Source organism: Streptomyces paromomycinus (genome assembly GCF_003865155.1).
In the GTDB taxonomy this organism is placed as follows: Bacteria; Actinomycetota; Actinomycetes; order Streptomycetales; family Streptomycetaceae; genus Streptomyces; species Streptomyces chrestomyceticus.
The window spans coordinates 3,999,237-4,019,566 of sequence record NZ_BHZD01000001.1; the positions used below are offsets into that span (position 1 = coordinate 3,999,237).

Genomic DNA, 20,330 nt, shown 5'->3' on the forward strand with positions numbered 1-20,330 from the left:
GGAGGTGCTCCTCGGGTGTGCGGAAAGGTACGGGGGGGTCAGCGGGTAGCGGTGGCCGGGGACACGTCGGTGTCCCGGTGGCCGGGTGGCGTGCCGGGGCCGAGCAGGGCGATCAGCCCTTCGGCCAGGCCGACCGTCCAACAGGCGTAGTCGTGGCCGCCGTTGAAGTCGGCGCCGGTGACGGAGTGGCCGTCGGCGCGGAGCGTCCGGCGCAGGTCACGGGTCTGTTCGAGCATGCCCCACTCGTGCAGCCCGACCTCCAGGTGCAGCCGCAGTCCGCGCGGGGCGCCTCCGGCGTAGCGGCGGGTGATCCACGCGGTCTCCTCGGCCGGTTCGCCCGGGGGCCGCCACCACATGGAGGGGGACTGGGCCAGGACATTGCCGAAACGATCCGGCGCCGTGTGGCCCGCGTACAGGGCGGTGAGCCCGCCCAGGCTCTGCCCGGCGACGACCGTGCGCGCCGGGTCCGTGCCGACGGGCAGACGGGAGGCGGCCCAGGGCAGCAGCTCTTCGGCGAGGAAGGTGACGTACTCGGGATGGCCGCCGAGTTCCCGGGCGCGGGTGGCGTTGTCGACGGCGTGCGGGGCGAGCACGGTCAGCGGCGGGATCGCGCCGTCGGTGACGAGGCCGTCGAGCACGTCCTCCAGGTGCAGTTGGCCGAACCACATGTCGCCGTCGAGCAGGACGAGGGTGTCGGTGGGCCCGGCGGGGCCCGTGGCGGGCACCGGCGGCTCGTACACCCACACCTCGCGTTCCGTGCCGAGCGCGGCGCTGGCCACCTGGCGGCGCCGTACCGTGCCGCGCGGGGCGCCGGGGCCCGCGGGGTGGGTCCACGGGCGGGGCGGGGCGTGCGGGAGTTCGAAGACGGAGCCGGGCGGGCCGTGCCAGCGGGTGGCGATCGTCCGGGGGTTGAGCGGGTCGCCGACGCCGGTGGCGGACAGCGCGCCGAGGTCGTCCGGCGCCCGGCCCTCGGTGTCGGGGGCGATGCGGTACGAGCCGCGGTGGTCGCCGCGCAGGCGGTAGGTCAGGTGCCACACGTCCGTACCGGGCAGGTGGCGCATCAGGCTCGCGGGCAGGTCGGAGCGGTCCATCAGCCGGTTGACCATCAGCAGTACCTGGCGGGTCGCGGGGTCGCCGCGCCACAGGAAGGTGACGGCGCGGTGCCCTGGGTGGGGTTCGGCTTCGGTTCCGGCCCCGGCCCCGGCTTCGGTTCCGGCTTCGGTTCCGGCTTCGGTTTCGGCTTCGGTTCCGGCCCCGGCCCCAGTCCCGGCCCCGGCGTCGAGCGGTTCGACCAGCGGGGTGCCGCAGGCCGTCACCTCGTCCCAGAACCCGTCCAGCACCGCGGCGCGCGCCTCCGCCTTCCCGGCCGCGGCCAGCTCGGCGGCCAGGCGCCGCACCCGCGGGCTGTCCGTGGTCTCGGCCGGGTGGGGCCGGGGCGTACGGGGCGGCCCGGCGGGGGCCGCCAGGGCGGTACGGGCGCCGGCCGCTGGGGTGCCGTCCGCGTGGGTCATCTGTTCGCTCCTTGGGAGAGGGCCAGTTCGACGAGCCGGGGCACGGCGTCGGCAGGGCTGGGCATGACGGCCATCTCCTCGGCCGTCTCGCTGGCGGCGGTGGCCAGCGATTCGTCCTCAAGGAGCCGCCGGACCAGTTCGCGTCCGGGACGGTCGGGCCCCGCGAGGGCGGCCGGGTCCTCCGGCACCAGGCCGCAGCCGCGCCGCTGGACCGCCGCCGCGTTGGCGGGCCGGTCGGCGCCCTCGCCGAGGACGAGCTGCGGCAGGCCGGCGTCCAGGGCGGTCAGGGTGGTGCCCGCGCCGCCGTGGTGGATGGTGGCGTCACTGCCCGCGAGCAGCGCGCCCAGGGGCGTCCACTCCACGGGACGGACGTTGTCGGGGAGCGTGCCGAGCGCGGACAGGTCGGCGCCGCCGAGGGCGAGGACGAATTCGGCGTCGGTGACGCGGGCGGCGTCCACGACCCACTCGACGGGCGACACACCGTCCACGACCGGGCGGACCGTGCCGAGGGTGACCGCGATGCGGGGGCGCTTGCGGTCCTCGAAGAGCCAGTGCGGCAGCGCGCCGCCGCCGTTGTACGGGACGTAGCGCAGGTAGCGGCGGTGCGGTTCGGCGGTGACGCTCATGGCGGGCGGGGTGACGTCGAGCCAGGCGGCGACCGGTCCCGGCCCGTCGAGGCCGTGCCGGGCGTACCCGTCGGCGAGGGCGTCGTTCATCATCGCGACGTGCCGCCCGGTGTGGCCGAAACCGACCGCGTGCACGACCGAGGGGATGCCGAGGGCGGCGGCCACGAGCTGGCCGACGACGCCGTTGGGGGTGTGCACGACGAGGTCGGGCCGCCAGTGGCGGGCGACGTCGACCATGGTGTCCGCCATCTCCTCGCTGAAGAAGGAGAAGCCCTTGCCCTTGGGGGCGGTGCGCTGCTCGCCCGGGGCCGGGGGCTTGCCCTGGCGGCCCTTCTCCATGGCCGCGTAAAGGGCGTCGGGGTCGATGCCGGGCGCGCAGTCGACGGCCGGCAGCCCGGCGGCGACGGTGTGGCCGACGGCCCGTCCGCAGGTGGCGACGAGGACGTCGTGGCCCGCGGCGCGGAACGCCTGGGCGAGCGGGACCATCGGGTAGAGCAGCCCGAAGAAGGGGGGCCCGGCGAACAGGACACGCATCGACTACCTGCTTTCTTTCCCGACGGTCCGTCAAGAACCTTTCGGGTCACGGGTGGTACGGCGAGACGGCTGAAACGGGTGGGTCATGAGTACATGTGAGGTACATGTGTGCCAGGTCACACACCCCGAGTGGCGACCAGGCACTTAGGCAAGCCTAAGCTAACCACGTGCTCAGCAGGTCAACAACGTCCCCCGGCTGGATACGCAGGCTCGGTGCCGCGTGCCGGCACCACCCCCGACTCCTCCTCGCGGTCGCCGTGAGTTCCGTGTTCGGCACGGGACTTGAAGCGGTCGGACCGCTGCTGGCCCGGCTCGGCGTCGACGACGCCGTCGCAGGTCACACCGGCCGCATCGGCTGGCTCGCCGCCGCCATGGCGGGCCTCGCGCTCGTCCAGTTCAGCGCCGAGTTCACCCGCCGCTACGCCGCCGGAAAACTCGCCCTCGGCGTCCAGCACCGGCTGCGCACCCAGGTGTTCGACTCCCTGCAACGCCTGGACGGCGTCAAACAGGACGCGCTCCGCACCGGCCAGGTGGTCTCCCGCGCCAACAGCGACCTGACCCAGGTGCAGATCATGCTCGGGATGCTGCCGATCCCGCTCGGCACCTCGGCCCTCTTCCTCGTCGCCGTCGGCGCGATGCTCTGGCTGTGCGCCCCGCTCGCCCTGGTGGCGCTGACCGTGGTGCCCCTCACCGCGTGGGCCGCCGCCCGCAGCCGCGCCCGGCTCGTCCCCGCCACGCGCGCGGCCCAGGCGGGCGCCGCCCAGGTCGCCGAGCAGGTCGAGGAGGCCGTGACTGGCGTACGGGTGGTCAAGGGCTTCGGCCAGGAGGACCGCGAGACCGACCGGTTGGCGCGCGCCGCCCGCGGCCTGTTCGGACGGCGCATGCGCGTGGCACGCATCCAGGCCGGCGCCACCGCCACCCTCGCGGCGCTGCCCGCGCTCGGCCAGGTCGGCGTACTCGCCCTCGGCGGCTGGCTGGCACTGCGCGGCACCATCGGACTGGGCACCTTCCTCGCCTTCGCCGCCTACATGGCACTGCTGGCCGGACCCGCCAGGCTGTTCGCCAGCTTTCTGGTCACCGCCCAGCAAGCGCGCGCTGCCGCCGAACGCGTCAACGAACTCATCGACGCCCGGCCCGACATCACCGAACCGGAAAACCCCGTCGCCCTGCCCGCCGGCCCCGTCGGCCTGGAACTGCGCGACGTCCGCTACGGATACGCGCCCAGCGACCCGGTGCTCGACGGTGCGTCGCTGACCGTACGGCCCGGCGAGACCCTCGCCCTCGTCGGCCCCTCCGGCTCCGGGAAATCCACCGTCTCCCTGCTGCTCCCCCGCTTCTACGACCCGCAGGCCGGCTCCGTGCACGTCGGCCCGCCCGGCGCGGCCGCCGACATCCGCGAACTGTCGCTCGCGGACCTCCGCGCCACCATCGGCGTGGTCTTCGAGGAACCGTTCCTGTTCTCCTGCTCGGTCCGCGACAACATCGCCTACGGGCGCCCGGACGCCACCGACGAGCAGGTCAGGGCCGCCGCCGAGGCCGCCGAGGCGCACGAGTTCATCACCGCGCTGCCCGACGGCTACGCCACCGAGGTCGGCGAACGCGGGCTGACGCTCTCCGGCGGGCAGCGGCAGCGCGTGGTGCTGGCCCGCGCCCTGCTGGCCGACCCGCGCGTGCTGGTCCTGGACGACGCGACCTCCGCCGTGGACGCCGGTACCGAGGCCGCCATCCACCGCACGCTGCGCGCCGTCACCGGCGACCGGACGACCCTGCTGATCGCCCACCGCCGCTCCACCCTCCAGCTCGCCGACCGCATCGCCGTTCTGGACGACGGCCGCGTGGTGGACTCCGGCACCCAGGAGGAACTGACCGAGCGCTGCCCGCTGTTCCGCGAGCTCCTGGCCGGGCCCGGCGACTCCCTCGACGTACGCGTCACCGCCGACCCGCACACCACCGACCGCGGCGTCACCCCGGACCTCTGGCCCGAGCCCCCCGCCGACGAGGCGCCGAAGACGGCGGAGGACGAGGCCGAAGACCCGCGCCTGGACGAAGCCCGGCTGCGCGCCCCCGACCCCGACGCCCGCTTCCGGCGGCTGCTCGCCCCCGTACGCGCCGCCCTGCTGCTCGGCCTGCTGCTCGTCGTCGCCGACTCCCTCGCCTCCCTCGCCCTGCCCCTCCTCGTCCGGCACGGCCTGGACGCCGGGGTGGGCGCGGGCGACGGCGGCGCGCTCACCACCACCGTCCTGACCGCCCTGCTCGTCGTCGCCCTCGGCTGGGGCGTGCTCACCCTCCAGGCACGCATCACCCGGCGGGCCGGGGAGCGGGTGCTGTACGGGCTCCGGGTGAAAACCTTCGCCCACCTCCAGCGGCTCGGCCTGGACTTCTACGAACGCGAACGCGGCGGCCAGATCATGACCGCCATGGTCAACGACATCGACGCGCTCTCCGCCTTCCTCCAGACCCACCTGCTGACCTCGGTCGCCGCGCTGGCCACCCTGTGCGGCGCGGTAGTGGCGATGCTCGCCGTCGACCTGCCGCTGGCCCTGACCGCGCTCGCCCTCGTCCCCCTGATCGCCGTCGCCACCGCCGTCTTCTGGCGGCTGTCCTCCGCCGCGTACACCGATGCCCGCAAGCGGGTCGGCGAGGTCAACTCCAGCCTCCAGGAGAACGTCTCGGGCCTGCGCGTCGCCCAGTCCCAGAGCCGCGAGGGCAAGACCGCCGAAGCGTTCGGCAAGCTCTCCGAGAGCTACCGCGCCGCCCGGCTGCGCGCCCAGCGCTACGCCGCCGTGTACTTCCCGTGCGTCAACCTCACCGCCGAACTCGCCAAGGCCACCGTCCTGCTCTTCGGTGCGTACCGGGTCGCGGACGGCGGCCTCAGCCCCGGCGTGCTGGTCGCCTTCACCCTCTTCCTCGGCATGTTCTTCTCGCCGATCCAGCAGCTCTCGCTCGCCTTCGACAGCTACCAGCAGGCGTCCGTCGGCCTGCGCCGCACGATGGAGCTGCTGCGCGTCGAGCCGTCCGTACGGTCCGCCGCCGACCCCGCGCCCGTACCGGACCGGCTGCGCGGCCCGGTCGAACTGCGCGACGTCACCCTTCGCTACCCGGGCGCCGAGCGGCCGTCGCTGGACCGCGTCAGCCTGCGCATCGAACCCGGCGAGACGGTCGCGCTCGTCGGCGCGACCGGCGCCGGAAAGTCCACCGTCGTCAAGCTGCTCGCCCGCTTCCACGACGCGACCGAGGGACAGGTGCTGGTGGACGGCGCGGACGTCCGCGCCTACGACCCGCCCGCCTACCGGCGGCTCCTCGGCGTCGTCCCCCAGGAAGCCCACCTGTTCACCGGCGACATCGCCGACAACGTCCGCTACGGACGGCCCGACGCCACCGACCAGGAGGTCGAGGCTGCCGTACGCGCCGTGGGCGCGCTGCCCGCGGTCGCCGCCCAGCCGTACGGCTTCCGCCAGCCCGTCGGCGAACGCGGCCAGCGCCTGTCCGCAGGCCAGCGCCAGCTCGTCGCCCTGGCCCGCGCCCACCTCGTCGACCCCGGCCTGCTGCTGCTCGACGAGGCCACCGCCGCCCTCGACCCGGCCACCGAACGCACGGTGCTGGACGCCGGGGACCGGCTGGCCGACGGCCGCACCACCGTCCTGGTCGCGCACCGCCTGGCCACCGCCGCGCGCGCCGACCGGATCGTCGTCCTGGACGCCGGACGGATCGCCGAGCAGGGCTCCCACCAGGAGCTCCTCGACGCCGACGGCGCGTACGCCCGGCTGTGGCACCACCACTCGACCGCCGCCGAACCCGCCCCCCTCACCCAAGGATGACCCGCTCATGAAGGCACTTGTCCTCTCCGGAGGCACCGGCAGCAGGCTGCGGCCCATCACCCACACCGCCGCCAAGCAGCTCGTCCCCGTCGCCAACAAGCCGGTGCTCTTCTACGGCATCGAATCCCTGGTCGCGGCGGGTGTCACCGACATCGGCATCATCGTCGGCGACACCGCGGCGGAGATCCGTACGGCCGTGGGCGACGGCTCGCGCTTCGGCGCCCGCGTCACCTACCTCCCCCAGGAGCAGCCCCTCGGCCTGGCGCACGCCGTCCTGATCGCCCGCGACTGGCTCGGCGACGACGACTTCGTGATGTACCTCGGCGACAACTTCGTGGTCGGCGGCATCGCCGAACTCGTCGACGAGTTCCGGAAGACCCGCCCCGACGCCCGCATCCTGCTCACCAAGGTCCCCGACCCCAGCGCCTTCGGCGTCGCCGAACTCAGCCCCGAAGGGCGCGTCGTGCGCCTGGAGGAGAAGCCCAGCGACCCGCGCAGCGACCTGGCGCTGGTCGGCGTCTACCTCTTCACGCCGGGCGTGCACGACGCCGTACGGGCCATCGAACCCTCCGCGCGCGGCGAACTGGAGATCACCGACGCCCTCCAGTGGCTGGTCGACGCCGGCCGCACCGTCCAGTCCACGGTCATCTCCGGCTACTGGAAGGACACCGGCAACGCCACCGACATGCTGGAGGTCAACCGCACCGTGCTGGAGGGCCTGCCGCCCGCCGTCCTCGGCGACGTGGACGACGCCAGCGAACTGGTCGGCCGGGTCCGCATCGAGGCCGGGGCCAGCGTCGTACGGTCCCGGATCGTGGGGCCGGCCGTGATCGGCGCGGGCAGCGTCGTGCGCGACTCCTACATCGGCCCCTCCACCTCCGTCGCCGACGGGTGCCTGATCAGCGGCAGCGAGGTGGAGTTCTCCATCGTCCTGGGCGACTCCCGCATCGAGAACGCCGGCCGGATCGAGGGCTCGCTGATCGGCCGGATGGTCCGTATGAGCGGCGCCGCCCGCGCGCCCCGCGCGCACCGTCTGGTGCTCGGCGACCACAGCCAGGTGCAGATAGCGCCCTGAGCCCCGGCCCCCGCGCGCCCCCACCCCTTCCCCTTCTTGGACTGACGCCTTGCGAATCCTCGTCACCGGCGGAGCCGGCTTCATCGGATCCCACTTCGTCCGCACCCTGCTCACCCCCGAAGGCCCCGGCGACGGCACCGGACCCCATGTCGTCACCGTGCTCGACGCCCTGACCTACGCGGGGGACCGCGCCAACCTCCAGCCCGTGGCGGACGACCCGCGCTACACCTTCGTGCACGGCGACATCCGCGACCGGCCGCTGGTGGACGACCTGCTGGCCGACCACGACGCGGTGGTGCACCTCGCCGCCGAGTCGCACGTGGACCGCTCCATCGCGGGCGGCACCGACTTCGCCTCCACCAACGTCCTCGGTACCCAGGTCCTCCTGGAATCCGCGGTACGCCACCGCATCGCCCGCTTCGTGCACGTCTCCACCGACGAGGTGTACGGCTCGATCGCGGAAGGCTCCTGGACCGAGGCCGAGCCCTTGGCGCCCAACTCGCCCTACTCCGCCAGTAAGGCAGGCTCCGACCTGCTCGCCCTGGCCCACCACCGCACCCACGGCCTCGACATCTCGGTGACCCGCTGCTCCAACAACTACGGCCCCTACCAGCACCCCGAGAAGGTCATCCCGCTGTTCGTCAGCCGCCTGCTCGCGGGCGGGCGCGTCCCCCTGTACGGCGACGGACTCAACGTCCGCGACTGGCTGCATGTCGACGACCACTGCCGGGCCCTGCGGCTCGTCCTGGAAGGCGGCCGGCCCGGCGAGGTCTACAACATCGGCGGCGGCACCGAACTCAGCAACAAGGACCTCACCGAACGCCTCCTCGCCGCCTGCGGCGCCGACTGGGACCGGGTCGACCACGTCACCGACCGCAAGGGCCACGACCGGCGCTACTCGGTGGACTGGACGAAGATCCGTACCGAACTCGGCTACGTCCCGCGGCACTCCTTCGACGACGGGCTCGCCGAGACCGTCGCCTGGTACCGCGAGCATCCCGAACGGTGGGCGCCGCCGGCCGAGGACACCGCCACCGCCGCCCAGGCCGCCGGCACCAAGGCCCCTGCCGCCGACGGCGCCGCACCGGCCCTGGGAGGTGCCGCCCGGTGAACCGCTGGCTGATCACCGGCGCGAGCGGCCTGCTCGGCCGCGAGGTGTCCCGCATGCTGGCCGCCGAAGGCGAATGCGCGCTCCCCCTGGACCGCCGGACCCTGGACCTCACCGACACCCGCGCCGTGGAGTCCGCCCTGCGCCGCGTCCGCCCGGCCGTGGTCGTCAACTGCGCCGCGTACACAGACGTGGACGGCGCCGAGACCCACGAGGAGCAGGCACACCGCATCAACGCCGACGCGGTGCGCGGCCTGGCCCGCGCCTGCGCGGCCACCGGCACCCGGCTGCTGCACGTCTCCACCGACTACGTCTTCTCGGGCGACGCCACCACCCCGTACACCGAAGGCGCGCCGACCGGGCCCCGAACCGCCTACGGCCGCAGCAAGCTCGCGGGCGAACAGGCCGTCCTGGCCGAACTGCCGCACACCGGCACCGTCGTCCGCACCGCCTGGCTGTACGGCGCCCACGGCCGCAACTTCGTCCGCACCATGGCCGAGCGCGCCACTTGCGGCGCCACTGTCGACGTCGTCGACGACCAGACCGGCCAGCCCACCCCGGCCCGCGACGTCGCCGGACGGCTGCTCGCCCTGGGGCGCGGCCCCGCCCGCCCCGGCGTCTTCCACGCCACCACCGGCGGCACGACCACCTGGTACGGACTGGCCTGCGAAGTCTTCCGGCTGGCCGGCGCCGACCCGGACCACGTCCGGCCCACCGACAGCACCACCCTGAACCGGCCCGCCCGCCGCCCCGCCTGGAGCGTGCTGGGCCACGACCGCTGGGCCGCCGCCGGGCTGCCCGCGCCCCGGCACTGGCGCGATGCGCTCGCCGCCGAGTTCACCCGGGTGACCGCCGCCCTGGAAGGAGCCGTCTCATGCGCCCGCTGAGCATCGAAGGAGCCTGGGTCCGCGAACCCCTCGTCCACCGGGACGACCGGGGCTCCTTCCACGAATGGTTCACCCAGCCGGAGTTCACCGGCGCCACCGGGCGCGCTCCGATACTGGCGCAGGCCAACTGCTCCGTCTCCCGGCGCGGCGTGCTGCGCGGGGTGCACTTCAGCGAGGTGCCGCCCGGCCAGGCCAAGTACGTCACCTGCGTACGCGGCGCCGTCCTGGACGTGGTGGTGGACCTGCGGACCGGCTCCCCCACCTACCGCGCGTGGGAGGCCGTACCGCTGGACGAGGACGGGCTGAGCGCGGTCTACCTCTCCGAAGGACTCGGCCACGCCTTCATGGCCCTGTCCGACGACGCCACCGTGGTCTACCTCTGCTCCACCGGCTACCAGCCGCAGCGGGAACACGGCGTCCACCCACTGGACCCTGCCCTGGGCATCGACTGGCCCGCCGGGGTCACCCCGCTGCTGTCCGCCAAGGACGCCGCCGCGCCGACTCTGGAGGAGGCCGAGGGGCGTGGGCTGCTGCCGTCGTACGAGGAGTGTGTACGGTACCGGGCCGTCGATCGGGAAGGCAGTGCGGCGTGACGACGACGGCGGCGGAGGCCGGGGCGCGCGCGGGGGCGTCCGGTCCGGCCGGTACTCCAGTTACGGCGGGTACGGCAGGTGCGGCGGACACGGCAGGTACCGCAGGGCCGGGCAAGCCCGCAGCCCCGGCCGCACCGCCCGCCGGACGCCGCGTACTGCGGGCCGGCGGGCTGCTGCTGGGCCTGGCGCTGCTGGCCGTCGTCGTCCTGGCGAGCATCGCCGTGGGCGCCAAGGCCATCCCCCTCGACCACGTGTGGCACGGCCTGTTCGAGTCGACCGGCACCGCCGACGACCGGATCGTGCGCGAGCTGCGGCTGCCCCGCACCGCACTGGGTGTCGCGGCGGGCGCCGCCCTCGGCCTGGCCGGCGCCGTGATGCAGTCCCTCACCCGCAACCCGCTGGCCGACCCCGGCCTCCTCGGCGTCAACGCGGGCGCCTCGGCCGCCGTGGTCACCGCGATCAGCGTGCTGGGCATCACCTCCTTCACCGGCTACCTGTGGTTCGCGCTGGCCGGCGCCGGAGTGGCGGCCGTCCTGGTCAACGCCCTCGGCGGCAGCCGGGCGGCCACCCCCGTACGGCTGGCCCTGGCGGGCACCGCCGTCAACGCCGCCCTCTTCGGCTACGTCAACGGCCTCCAACTGACCGACCTGGGCGCCCTGGAGACCATGCGGCACTGGTCGATCGGCACCCTCACCGGCCGCCGCGGCGACCTGCTGCTGACCGCGCTGCCGTTCCTGCTGGCCGGCGCCGTCCTCGCGCTCGCGGTGGCCCGCCCGCTGAACGCGGTCGCCCTGGGCGAGGACACCGCCCGCTCCCTCGGCGCCCGGCTGGGCCGCACCCGGGTGCTGTCCATCGTCGCCATCACCCTGCTGTCCGGCGCCGCGACCGCCGTGTGCGGGCCGATCGGCTTCATCGGCCTGATGATCCCGCACGCCGTACGGGCCTTCTGCGGCCCCGACAACCGGTGGCTGTTCCCGTACTGCGCCGTCTTCGCGCCGGTCCTGCTCCTGGGGTCGGACATCGTCGGCCGGGTGCTGGTACCGCCGACCGAGATCGAGGTCGGGGTCGTCACCGCGTTCTTCGGCGGCCTGCTCTTCATCCACCTCGTCCGCCGCCGGAAGGTGGCCCAGCTGTGACCGCCGTACGCACCTCCCCCGCGCGCCGCACGGCGCCCCGCCCCACCGTCCTGCGCACCCGCGGCGGGCTGTCCCTGAGGCTGGGCCGCCGCGCCCTGCTGGTCTGCGCGGCACTGGCGCTGACCGGCATCCTGGTGGCCGTCCTGTCGCTGGGCATGGGCAGCTACCGCCTCAGCCCCGCCGAAGTCGTCGCCACCCTCTTCGGGGACGGGCCGCCCGGCGCCGACTTCGTCGTGGTCGACCTGCGGCTGCCCCGCGTGCTGGACGGGCTGCTGGCCGGTTTCGCCATGGGCATGAGCGGCGCGGTCTTCCAGTCGCTGGCCCGCAACCCGCTCGGCAGCCCCGACGTCATCGGCTTCGGCAGCGGCGCGTCGGCCGGCGCCCTCGTCTCCGTCATCCTCCTGGAGGCCGGGACCGCGCAGATCGCCCTCGGCGCCATACTCGGCGGACTGGCCACCGCCGCCGCCGTCTACCTGCTGGCCTGGAAGCGCGGCGTGCACGGCTACCGCCTGGTGCTCGTCGGCATCGGCGGCTCGGCGGTCCTCGGCTCGCTCACCAGCTACCTGTACGTACGGGCCGACATCGGCAAGGCCGCCGAGGCCGCCACCTGGATGATCGGCAGCCTCAACGGCCGCGGCTGGCCCGACGTGACCGTGGCCGCGCTCGGGGTCGTCGCCCTGGCACCCGCCGTCCTGGCGCTGGCCCGGCGGCTCTCCCTGCTGGAGATGGGCGACGACACCGCGGCCGCCCTCGGCGTCGCCCCCGAACGCAGCCGCCTGGCCCTCCTCGCCACCGGCACCGGCCTGACGGCACTCGCCGTCGCCGCCGCCGGACCGATCCCCTTCGTCGCCCTCGCCGCACCCCAACTGGCCCGCCGCCTCACCCGCTCACCGGGGCCGAACGTGCTGCCCGCCGCCTGGATGGGCGCCGTCCTGGTCACCCTCGCCGACTGGTCGGCGCAGCGCGTGTCCGGTACGGGCATCCTGCCGGTGGGCGTGATCACGGGGGTGGGCGGAGGCGTGTATCTGGCTTGGCTGCTGTTCCTGGAGAGGAGGTCGGGGAAGCTGTGAGGGGGCGGCCGGTCCCGCGCCGGCCGCTGACCGGCCGGGATTCCGCCCGTCAGAGCTGTTCCGGGCGGCGCTCCGTCAGGCCGTACTTCTGCGCGATCGGGTTCCACAGCTTCGCCGCCTGCTGCTTGGCCTTCGTGGCCCGGCCGCTGTCCGCGTTGCCCTTGGCGGGTTCCTTGCCGCCCCGGGCCTTGCCCTTGGGGCAGCCCTTCTTGCCCTTCACCTGGCCGGCCCAGGCCGCGTAGTGGTTGTCGGCCGAGGCGGAGGACTTCCACGCCTCGTTGAGCGAAGCGGTCAGCTCGCCGCTGCCGGGCAGCTTGTCGACGGGGAGCTTCGCCAGCCGGCTCACCAGGTCGTTGCGCTGCCTCGCGGCGTCCCGGAGATCCTTGGCCGCCGCGTCGAGGTTGTCGCACGACTTGATGCTCTTGACCGCGCCGATCACGGCGTCACGGCTGTTGTTGCTGTCTTTCAGGAGCGCGTCGAGGCCCTTCGCCTGCGCCGCCACCGGGTCGGCGGACGGCGACGGCTGCTTGGCGTCCTTGCCGTCCCCCTCGTCCTTCGCGGCGCCGGACGCCCCGCCGGACTCCTGCTTCTTCTCGGCGGGCCCGTCCTCACCGCCCCCGCTGAGCGCCCAGCCGACGCCGAGCCCGGCGCCCGCAAGGGCCACCACGGCGACACCGATGATCGCGGCGGGCGCGAAGCGCCGACGCCGTCCGCCGCCGTCCGGCCCGTGGTCCCCCGGCGAGGCGTACTGGTCGAACTGGTCGAACTGCGGGCGGCCGCCGTAGGGCTGCTGACCGTACGGGCCCTGCGGCTGCTGCTCCGGCTCGTCGAAGCGGGGCAGCTGCGCGGTGGCGTCCGGGACACCGCCCGACGCTCCGGCCGGGGCGGCGGCACCTGGGCCGGAGCGGAAGAGGCCTTCGAACTCGGCCGGGGTCGCGCGGTCGGCGGGGGTACCGGGGGCGCTCGGGCTTCCTGGCGCTCCGGGTTGTGCGCCGAAGGGCGCGCCGGGCGGCGGGGTGCCGGCGCCGATCGGCGGTAGGAACTGGGTGGCCTCGGAGTCGGCGCCGGGCGGAGCGGACTGGGCGGGCTGGGCGGATCGGGCCGTGTCGGGCCGCGGACCGTTCGGCTTGATCGCACGCAGCGTACGGGTGGACTCACCGGGCGTCTCGGGACGCCCGCCCGCGGGACCACCGGCCGCGGGTGGCATCGGCGCGACACCGGGCATCGGGCCGGGCTGCCCGCCCTGTGTGCCACCGCCCGACGGGCCCTGCTGTGCCTGCTGCGTCTGCTGTGCGCCGATGGGGCGCAACAGCGCGGTCGACTCCGGGTCACCGGCGGCGGGCGGCATCGGCGCACCGGCCTGCGGCGTCGCGGGGACGAGTTGGCCGGGCTGACCGGGCTGACCGGGCTGACCGGGCTGGTTCGGCTGACCGGGCTGGCCACCGGATTGCTGGTCGAACGGGGGCATCGCGGATATCGGGGATATCAGCGCGGTCGCTTCCATGTCCGCGGCAGGGCTCTGGACCGGCTGCTGCCCGGGGTTCTGCGGAGGCTGCGGGGGCATGGGCGCGGCGGCCGGAGGCTGCTGCTGGAACGGCATCTGCTGCGGCGGCGACTGCGCGGGCGGCGCCACCGGGGAGCCGGGAGAAGCCTGCGGCGCCGGAGGCATCGGCGGGGCAGGCGGGTACTGGGCGAAGGGTTCCTGGCCGTACGGCTGCTGCTGGGCGTGCGGCGGCGGCTGCTGACCGTACGGCGACGCCTGCTGCTGCCCGTACTGCGGCGGCTGCTGGCCCTGCGGCTGACCGGGCATCTGCTGACCGCCGTACGACTGCCCCTGCCCCGGCTGGCCTTGCCCCGGCTGGCCCTGGACCGGCTGTCCCGGTATCGGCTGGCCCTGAACCGCCTGCCCTTGAACCGGCTGCCCACCCGGCACCTGCTGCTGCCCAGGCCCCCAGGGCTGCCCCCAAGGCTGGCCCGCGGGCGGTGCGGCCTGCCGGCCAGGAACCCACGGATCGCCGTGAGCGGGCAGCACAACGCCCTCTCGCGCGGGCTCGCCCGCAGGATAGTGCGGGTCGTTGCCCTGTCCGCTCTGCGTCACCGGGACTCCTACGATCTGCTGACTTACGGAAGCGTCGGCTCACGCTACCGGGTCGCAGTCGCGTTCGACCATGTCCCCTGGTCACCACCCACCCGTAACGCCCCACAAGGGCCTTCCAGGCCCTTCTGAGGCCCTTGTGGCGGCGCGGGAGGGCCCGCCGGGCGGACCCTGCGCGGTCCGCCCGGCGGAGAAGGACGAGGCGGCCCGGGCGCCGACAGGCCCTCCCCCGGCTGCCGCGGGCCGCGAATCCGCTACGCGGCTGCCCGCAATTCCAGCCGGGCACCGAACTCCCGCACCACCGGCTCGTCCCGGTACGGCTCCAGCCTTAGCTGGAAGTCCTCCAGATACTCCGCGCCGCGGTTCGACCGCAGCCCGCTCAGCAACTCGATCGCCTGAGTGCCCGTATGGCACGCCTGCTCGATCTCGCGCTGCTGCACCTGCGCGGTGGCCAGCAGCACCAGCCCGATGGCGCGGCGCCGCGCCCGCCCTTCGGGGTGCCCGTCCACCGCTTCCTGAGCGCGCTGGCGCGCCGCGCTCGCCTGCCCCAAGTCGCGATGGCAGTGTGCGAGTTCGTCGGCCAGATACGCCTCGTCGAAGTGTGAGATCCACACCGGGTCGTCGCCGGTCCCGGAAGAGCCGGCGGCGCGTTCCATGGCGCCCACCGCCCGGCCCGCCACGACCTGGAAGGCCCGCGCGTCCCCCATCAGCGCGTGCCCGCGCGCCTCCGCCGCGAAGAACATCGCCTCCGCGCGCGGCGTGACGTGTCCCCGCGCTCCTTCCTGCGCGGCCTTCGCGAGCTGTGCGATCTCCCGTGGGTTGCCGAGCGAGGCGGCGAGGTGGCTCATGCTGGCGGCGAGCACGTACCCGCCGTAGCCGCGGTCACCGGCCGCCTGCGCAAGTCGCAGTGCCTGGATGTAGTAGCGCTGCGCCAGTCCTGGCTGACCGGTGTCGACGGCCATGTAGCCGCCCAGCTCCGTCAGCCGGGCGACCGACGCGAACAGTTCGCGGCCGACCGATTCACGGTACGAGCCGGCCAGCAGCCCGGAGACGACGCTGTTGAGGTAGTGGACGACGACCGGCCGGACGTGGCCGCTGCCGTAGCGGTGGTCCAGCTCGCCCAGGGCCGTGGTCATGGCCCGTACGGCTTCGACGTCGGAGATGCCCACTCGCGCCCCGGCGTTGCGCGCGACCTGCGGGTCGGCGCTGGTGATGAGCCAGTCCCGGCTCGGTTCGACCAGCGCTGAGGCGGCCACGGTGGAGCCGCTGAGGAAGTCGCGCCGTCCGACGTCGCTGCGCCACAGCTCGCAGACCTGCTCGATGGCACCGAGGACGGTGGGCGAGAACTGCAGGCCCACACCGGACGCGAGGTTCTTGCCGTCGGCCATCCCGATCTCGTCAATGGTGACCGTCCGCCCGAGTTTGCGGCCCAGCGCCTCCGCGATGATGGCGGGGGCCCGGCCGCGCGGCTGCTGGCCGCGCAGCCAGCGGGCGACGGAGGTCTTGTCGTAGCGCAGGTCCAAGCCGTGCTCGGCGCCGCACATGTTGACGCGGCGGGCGAGTCCGGCGTTGGAACAGGCGGCTTCCTGGATGAGCGCCTGCAGCCGTTCGTTCGGCTGCCGCGCGACGAGTGGCCTGGCGGCCATACTGCACCCCCTGATTACTGCTGCGCGTTCACCAGCGAACGCCGTACCCGTGGACCAATTCCCCATGCATATGCCGGATATCCGGGATATCTCGGATGTGCGTCATGTCTGCCGAAGCCTTGACATTTCCGGGTGCTTTCCGGGTGGTTTCCAGGCGGTGGCGATCAGACCGGCCGGCCGGCGGATCGCTCCGCCGGATTGCGGTGTCCGGCATGTCCTCTCGCTCCGCTCCCGGTACTGCCACTCGGTCTCGGCTCCTGCTGCTCCGGTCTTCGGTGTTCGAACTGCGGTGCCTGGCGTTCGGTGTTCGGGCTCCGGTCCTTCGAACTTCACTCTGCGAACTTCGGTCTGCTCGAACTCCGGATCTCGAACTTCGGATCTCGAACTCCGGACTTCGGGCTTCGGACTTCGGGCTTCGGACTTCGGTGGGGCGGTGTGCCGGGGAATCGGCCGAACCGGGGTACGCCGTGCGGTACCCGCGTCCTGCTCGCGGCGCCGCCGCGCCGTACGGTCCCGGCGTTCGCTCCGGGGTCCGTGCCGGCTGTGCCGCGGCCTGCCGCCGGGCGGCCTCTCCGCCCGTCACGCAGGTGGCTACCCGTTCTCCCGCCGCTCCCCCGCACGCGCCCCCGGGCATGCATCCATGCGCCCCACGTGCGGGAACGATGCGCCGGGGTGGTGCACGTGTCGGCCGTAACCCTTGGTGACGGGGAAAGTTGTCCAGCACGTGGAAGACACCATCGGAGTCACAGGAGCCTCTCAGGTACCCGAGCAGCGTGGCGAGCTGTTGATCGAAACTGCGGTGCGTTACGCGGAAGAGCGGCATTGGGACGTCTTGCCCGGCGCATGGCTGGAGGACGAGGGCGAAGTGCCGCGCTGCTCGTGCGGCGCGGCCGACTGCGCCGCGCCCGGCGCGCACCCCGCCGTAGCAGGCTGGGCCGGCCACGCCACGGGCAGCGCGACGGCCGCCCGCCGCCTGTGGAGCAGGAATCCGCGCGCCTCGATCCTGCTGCCGACGGGCCGTACGTTCGAGGCGCTGGACGTGCCCGAGACGGCCGGCTGCCTGGCCCTGGCCCGGATGGAGCGGATGGACCTGCCGCTCGGGCCGGTGACCCGCACCCCGGGCCGCCGGATGCTCTTTTTCGTCCTCCCCGGCGCCGCCGTCAAGGTGCCCGACCTGGTGCGGCACCTGGGCTGGCCGCCCGCGTCGCTGGACCTGGTCGCGCGGGGCGAGGGCGACTACGTCGCCGCGCCGCCGACGCGGGTCGGGGCGCACGGGGCGGTGCAGTGGGTGCGTGAGCCCACCGCCGCCAACCGGTGGCTGCCGGACGCGGACGAGCTGATCAGCCCTCTGGCGTACGCCTGCGGGCGGGAGGCCGCGGCGGCACGCGGACGGTGAGGACGGGGCGGCGCGGCCGTACGGGGCGTGCCTGCCGTACCCGCCGCGCCCCGGCCCCGCCCCCGTGCACCGCGCGTGTGCGCCGGGCGTCCGCCCCGTCTCGCACGCCCCTTCACAGCACCGCGCGCCCCTCCCTTCACCTCGCACGCACGGCCATTCGGACGCACCGGTCCCGTCACACACCCGCACGTATCGTGTGATGAACGGACGGGGGCACGACCGGCCCCCGCGGGGACGTCGAAGGGCAGGCCGGTGGCCATCGAACCGGAGAACAACGACCAGACGGCGAAAACGCTGACTCCACCGGACGGCCCGCCCGTCCGGGCGGACGGCACGGTTCCGCCCGCCGTGCGCATCCAGGGACTGTGGAAGAAGTACGGCGAACAGATCGCCGTGGCGGGGATCGACCTCACCCTGCCGGCGGGCCGGTTCATCGGCCTGGTCGGCCCGAACGGCGCGGGAAAGACCACCACCCTCTCGATGGTGACCGGCCTGCTGCGCCCGGACGCCGGGCAGGTGGAGATCGGCGGCCACGACGTGTGGCACGACCCGGTCGCGGTGAAGTCCCGGATCGGTGTACTGCCCGAAGGGCTGCGCCTGTTCGAGCGGCTGTCCGGCCGCGAACTCCTGGCCTACATCGGGCGGCTGCGGGGGCTGCCCGGTGCGGAGGTCGACAAGCGCGCCGACCAGCTCCTGCAAGTGCTGGACCTGGCCGGCGCGCAGAACAAGCTCGTCGTCGACTACTCGACCGGCATGCGCAAGAAGATCGGGCTGGCGGCCGCGCTGCTGCACAACCCGGAGGTGCTCTTCCTGGACGAGCCGTTCGAGGGCGTCGACCCGGTGTCCGCGCAGACCATCCGCGGCGTACTGGAGCGCTACACCTCCTCCGGGGCCACCGTCGTCTTCTCCAGCCATGTGATGGAGCTGGTGGAGTCGCTGTGCGACTGGGTGGCGGTGATGGCCGGCGGGCGTATCCGGGCGGACGGCCCGACCGCCGAGGTGCGCGGCGACGCGCCGTCCCTGCAGGACGCCTTCCTGGAACTGGTCGGCGCCAACGGCCGCGCGGCCGGGCAGGACCTGGACTGGCTGGGCGGCGGGGCCGCCCGATGAGCGCCCCCGCCACCCCCACGGCACCCACCGGGACGCCGCCCGGCGCTCCGCACACGGCCCCGGGCACGTCGCTGACGCCGGTCTTCGTCCGCCTCAAGCTGTCCCTGCTGCGCAACGGCCTGCGCCAGTCGTCCGGCCGGACCGTCGCCTATGTGGCGTCGCTGGTCGTGTCCCTGCTGTGCGCGGCCGGCGTACTGCTCGGCCTGATCGCCCTGCGCGGCGTCGACCACGCGGGCGCGCTCGGCGTCCTGCTCGCCGCGGTGCTGACGCTGGGCTGGGCGGCGATGCCGCTGTTCTTCCCCTCGGGAGACGAGACCCTCGACCCGACCCGGCTGGTCATGCTGCCGCTGCGGCCCCGGCCGCTCATCGTCTCGCTGCTGATCACGTCGCTGGTCGGCATCGGCCCGGTCTTCACCCTGGCGCTGGCCGTCGGCTCGGTGATCATGCTGGCGCACACCGCGGGCGCCGCGGTCGTCGGCGTCCTCGCCGTCGTCCTGGTCGTCCTGGTGTGCGTGGCGCTGGCGCGCGCCGTGGCCACCGCCAACGTACGGCTGCTGACCAGCCGCCGGGGGCGCGACCTCGCCGTACTGAGCGGCCTGTTCGTCGCCATCGGCGCGCAGGGCGTGAACGTCGGCGCGCAGAAACTGTTCGGCTCGGGTGCCGGGCTGTCCGCCCTGGAGCCCGTCTCCGACATCCTGCGCTGGGTGCCACCCGCCTCGGCCGTCGACGCGGTCCGCGCGGCGAGCGAAGGCTCCTACGGGCGTGCCGTCCTGGGCCTGGCGCTGGCCGCGGTGACGCTCGGCCTGCTGCTGTGGTGGTGGCAGCGCACCCTGACCACCCTGATGACCTCGCCCGACTCCTCCACCCTCCAGGCCGTCGAGAAGGACAGCGCGCGCAAGCAGCGTTCCTCGGGCGGCGGCCTGCAGCGGCTGCTCCCGGAGAGCCGTTCGGGCACCGTCGTCCTGCGGATGCTGCGCTACGCGTGGCGCGACCCGAAGTCCAAGATGTCGTGGGCGATGGCGTTCGCCGTGGGCCTGCTCGTCCCGTTCATCTCCGCCATCCAGGGCGGCGGCAGCATCTACACGGCGCTCTCGGCGCCGGCCCTCCTGGGCATGCAGATGTACAACCAGTTCGGGCAGGACACCTCGGCGTTCTGGATGGTCGCCTCGACGATCTCCACCCCCCGCGACGCCTACCTGGAACTGCGGGCGCGCGGGCTGGGCCTGGCCCTGGTCGGCGTGCCGTTCGTGACGCTGGTCGTGATCGGCGCGGCGGCCTTCCTCGGGCCGTGGTCCGCGTTCTTCGACGTCTACGGGCTGTCGCTGGCCCTGCTCGGCGCCCTGGTGGCGACGGGCGCGATGGCCTCGGCACTGTTCCCGTACTCGATCCCCGCCGAGAGCAACAAGAACGTCGCCCCCGGCCAGGGCGCCATCGCCTGGTTCAGCCTGTTCGGCGGCATGCTGGTGAGCGCCGTACTGGCCGCGCCGGTGATCGGGCTGCTGATCTGGCTGCACGTGGCCGGCCTGCACAGCCTGCTGTGGCTGCTGCTGCCGGTGGGAGCGGCGTACGGAGCCGGCATCGCGCTCCTGGGGATGCGGGTGGCGGCACCGCTGGTGGCACGCCGTCTGCCGGAGATCCTGGGCGCGGTCAGCAAGGGCTGAGGACCGGGGGCTGCGTCGGCCCCGGCAACACCGGCGCCGACGCGGCCCGTCCGGAGTTATCCAC

At 74.2% G+C, this 20,330-nt stretch carries 14 protein-coding genes; 10 read left to right on the forward strand and 4 right to left on the reverse strand.

Going from position 1 to position 20,330, the window contains the following annotated elements; genetic code table 11:
• Positions 1 to 38 precede the first annotated feature (38 nt).
• Positions 39 to 1,511, reverse strand: a complete 1,473-nt coding sequence (fes, locus tag OEIGOIKO_RS16485; RefSeq protein ID WP_125054708.1) for an enterochelin esterase — start codon at positions 1,509 to 1,511, stop codon at positions 39 to 41.
• On the reverse strand, positions 1,508 to 2,671 hold the full coding sequence (locus tag OEIGOIKO_RS16490; RefSeq protein ID WP_125054709.1) for a nucleotide disphospho-sugar-binding domain-containing protein: 1,164 nt from the start codon (positions 2,669 to 2,671) through the stop codon (positions 1,508 to 1,510). The genes fes and OEIGOIKO_RS16490 overlap by 4 nt, the downstream gene beginning before the upstream one ends.
• 167 nt (positions 2,672 to 2,838) lie before the next feature.
• Between OEIGOIKO_RS16490 and OEIGOIKO_RS16495 the strand changes: the two genes are divergently transcribed.
• The 7 genes from OEIGOIKO_RS16495 (at position 2,839) to OEIGOIKO_RS16525 (ending at position 12,358) form a co-directional block, all read left to right on the forward strand.
• The gene (locus tag OEIGOIKO_RS16495; protein WP_170251729.1) at positions 2,839 to 6,489 is read left to right on the forward strand and encodes an ABC transporter ATP-binding protein; all 3,651 of its coding nucleotides are present in this window, start codon (positions 2,839 to 2,841) and stop codon (positions 6,487 to 6,489) included.
• 7 nt (positions 6,490 to 6,496) lie between these two features.
• Complete coding sequence (locus OEIGOIKO_RS16500; RefSeq protein ID WP_125054710.1) at positions 6,497 to 7,564, forward strand: glucose-1-phosphate thymidylyltransferase; 1,068 nt, start codon at positions 6,497 to 6,499, stop codon at positions 7,562 to 7,564.
• 49 nt (positions 7,565 to 7,613) lie between these two features.
• The gene (rfbB, locus tag OEIGOIKO_RS16505) at positions 7,614 to 8,675 is read left to right on the forward strand and encodes a dTDP-glucose 4,6-dehydratase (protein ID WP_125054711.1); all 1,062 of its coding nucleotides are present in this window, start codon (positions 7,614 to 7,616) and stop codon (positions 8,673 to 8,675) included.
• Positions 8,672 to 9,559 carry a dTDP-4-dehydrorhamnose reductase gene (gene rfbD, locus OEIGOIKO_RS16510; protein ID WP_125054712.1) on the forward strand — a complete coding sequence of 296 codons (888 nt, stop codon included), beginning with the start codon at positions 8,672 to 8,674 and terminating at the stop codon, positions 9,557 to 9,559. The genes rfbB and rfbD overlap by 4 nt, the downstream gene beginning before the upstream one ends.
• Positions 9,547 to 10,152, forward strand: a complete 606-nt coding sequence (locus tag OEIGOIKO_RS16515; protein WP_125054713.1) for a dTDP-4-dehydrorhamnose 3,5-epimerase family protein — start codon at positions 9,547 to 9,549, stop codon at positions 10,150 to 10,152. The genes rfbD and OEIGOIKO_RS16515 overlap by 13 nt, the downstream gene beginning before the upstream one ends.
• 155 nt (positions 10,153 to 10,307) lie before the next feature.
• A complete protein-coding gene (locus tag OEIGOIKO_RS16520) occupies positions 10,308 to 11,288 on the forward strand; it encodes a FecCD family ABC transporter permease (RefSeq protein WP_125058728.1) in 981 nt (326 codons plus the stop codon).
• Complete coding sequence (locus OEIGOIKO_RS16525) at positions 11,285 to 12,358, forward strand: FecCD family ABC transporter permease (RefSeq protein WP_125054714.1); 1,074 nt, start codon at positions 11,285 to 11,287, stop codon at positions 12,356 to 12,358. The genes OEIGOIKO_RS16520 and OEIGOIKO_RS16525 overlap by 4 nt, the downstream gene beginning before the upstream one ends.
• 49 nt (positions 12,359 to 12,407) lie before the next feature.
• Here the strand turns inward: OEIGOIKO_RS16525 and OEIGOIKO_RS16530 are convergent, their stop codons facing one another.
• Positions 12,408 to 14,168 carry a hypothetical protein gene (locus OEIGOIKO_RS16530; RefSeq protein ID WP_246178283.1) on the reverse strand — a complete coding sequence of 587 codons (1,761 nt, stop codon included), beginning with the start codon at positions 14,166 to 14,168 and terminating at the stop codon, positions 12,408 to 12,410.
• A 539-nt stretch (positions 14,169 to 14,707) separates the two neighbouring features.
• Positions 14,708 to 16,099: a transcriptional regulator gene (locus tag OEIGOIKO_RS16535; protein WP_125054715.1), complete on the reverse strand. Its 1,392-nt coding sequence runs from the start codon at positions 16,097 to 16,099 to the stop codon at positions 14,708 to 14,710.
• 724 nt (positions 16,100 to 16,823) lie between these two features.
• On the opposite strand from OEIGOIKO_RS16535, the gene OEIGOIKO_RS16540 reads away from it, so the two are divergent.
• The 3 genes from OEIGOIKO_RS16540 (at position 16,824) to OEIGOIKO_RS16550 (ending at position 20,266) form a co-directional block, all read left to right on the forward strand.
• Positions 16,824 to 17,495, forward strand: a complete 672-nt coding sequence (locus tag OEIGOIKO_RS16540; RefSeq protein ID WP_125054716.1) for a bifunctional DNA primase/polymerase — start codon at positions 16,824 to 16,826, stop codon at positions 17,493 to 17,495.
• A 294-nt stretch (positions 17,496 to 17,789) separates the two neighbouring features.
• Positions 17,790 to 18,605 (forward strand): ABC transporter ATP-binding protein, encoded by an 816-nt coding sequence (locus tag OEIGOIKO_RS16545; RefSeq protein WP_125058730.1) that lies wholly within the window; start codon positions 17,790 to 17,792, stop codon positions 18,603 to 18,605.
• Complete coding sequence (locus OEIGOIKO_RS16550; protein ID WP_174857172.1) at positions 18,602 to 20,266, forward strand: transporter; 1,665 nt, start codon at positions 18,602 to 18,604, stop codon at positions 20,264 to 20,266. Before OEIGOIKO_RS16545 ends, OEIGOIKO_RS16550 begins: the two co-directional genes overlap by 4 nt.
• Positions 20,267 to 20,330: the final 64 nt, after the last annotated feature.

Coding starts and splice junctions, on each gene's coding strand:
- fes (WP_125054708.1), bottom strand. CDS start 1,511: ATGACCCACGCGGACGGCACCCCAGCGGCCGGCGCCCGTACCGCCCTG.
- OEIGOIKO_RS16550 (WP_174857172.1), top strand. CDS start 18,602: ATGAGCGCCCCCGCCACCCCCACGGCACCCACCGGGACGCCGCCCGGC.
- OEIGOIKO_RS16490 (WP_125054709.1), bottom strand. CDS start 2,671: ATGCGTGTCCTGTTCGCCGGGCCCCCCTTCTTCGGGCTGCTCTACCCG.
- OEIGOIKO_RS16515 (WP_125054713.1), top strand. CDS start 9,547: ATGCGCCCGCTGAGCATCGAAGGAGCCTGGGTCCGCGAACCCCTCGTC.
- OEIGOIKO_RS16535 (WP_125054715.1), bottom strand. CDS start 16,099: ATGGCCGCCAGGCCACTCGTCGCGCGGCAGCCGAACGAACGGCTGCAG.
- OEIGOIKO_RS16530 (WP_246178283.1), bottom strand. CDS start 14,168: ATGCCCGGTCAGCCGCAGGGCCAGCAGCCGCCGCAGTACGGGCAGCAG.
- OEIGOIKO_RS16500 (WP_125054710.1), top strand. CDS start 6,497: ATGAAGGCACTTGTCCTCTCCGGAGGCACCGGCAGCAGGCTGCGGCCC.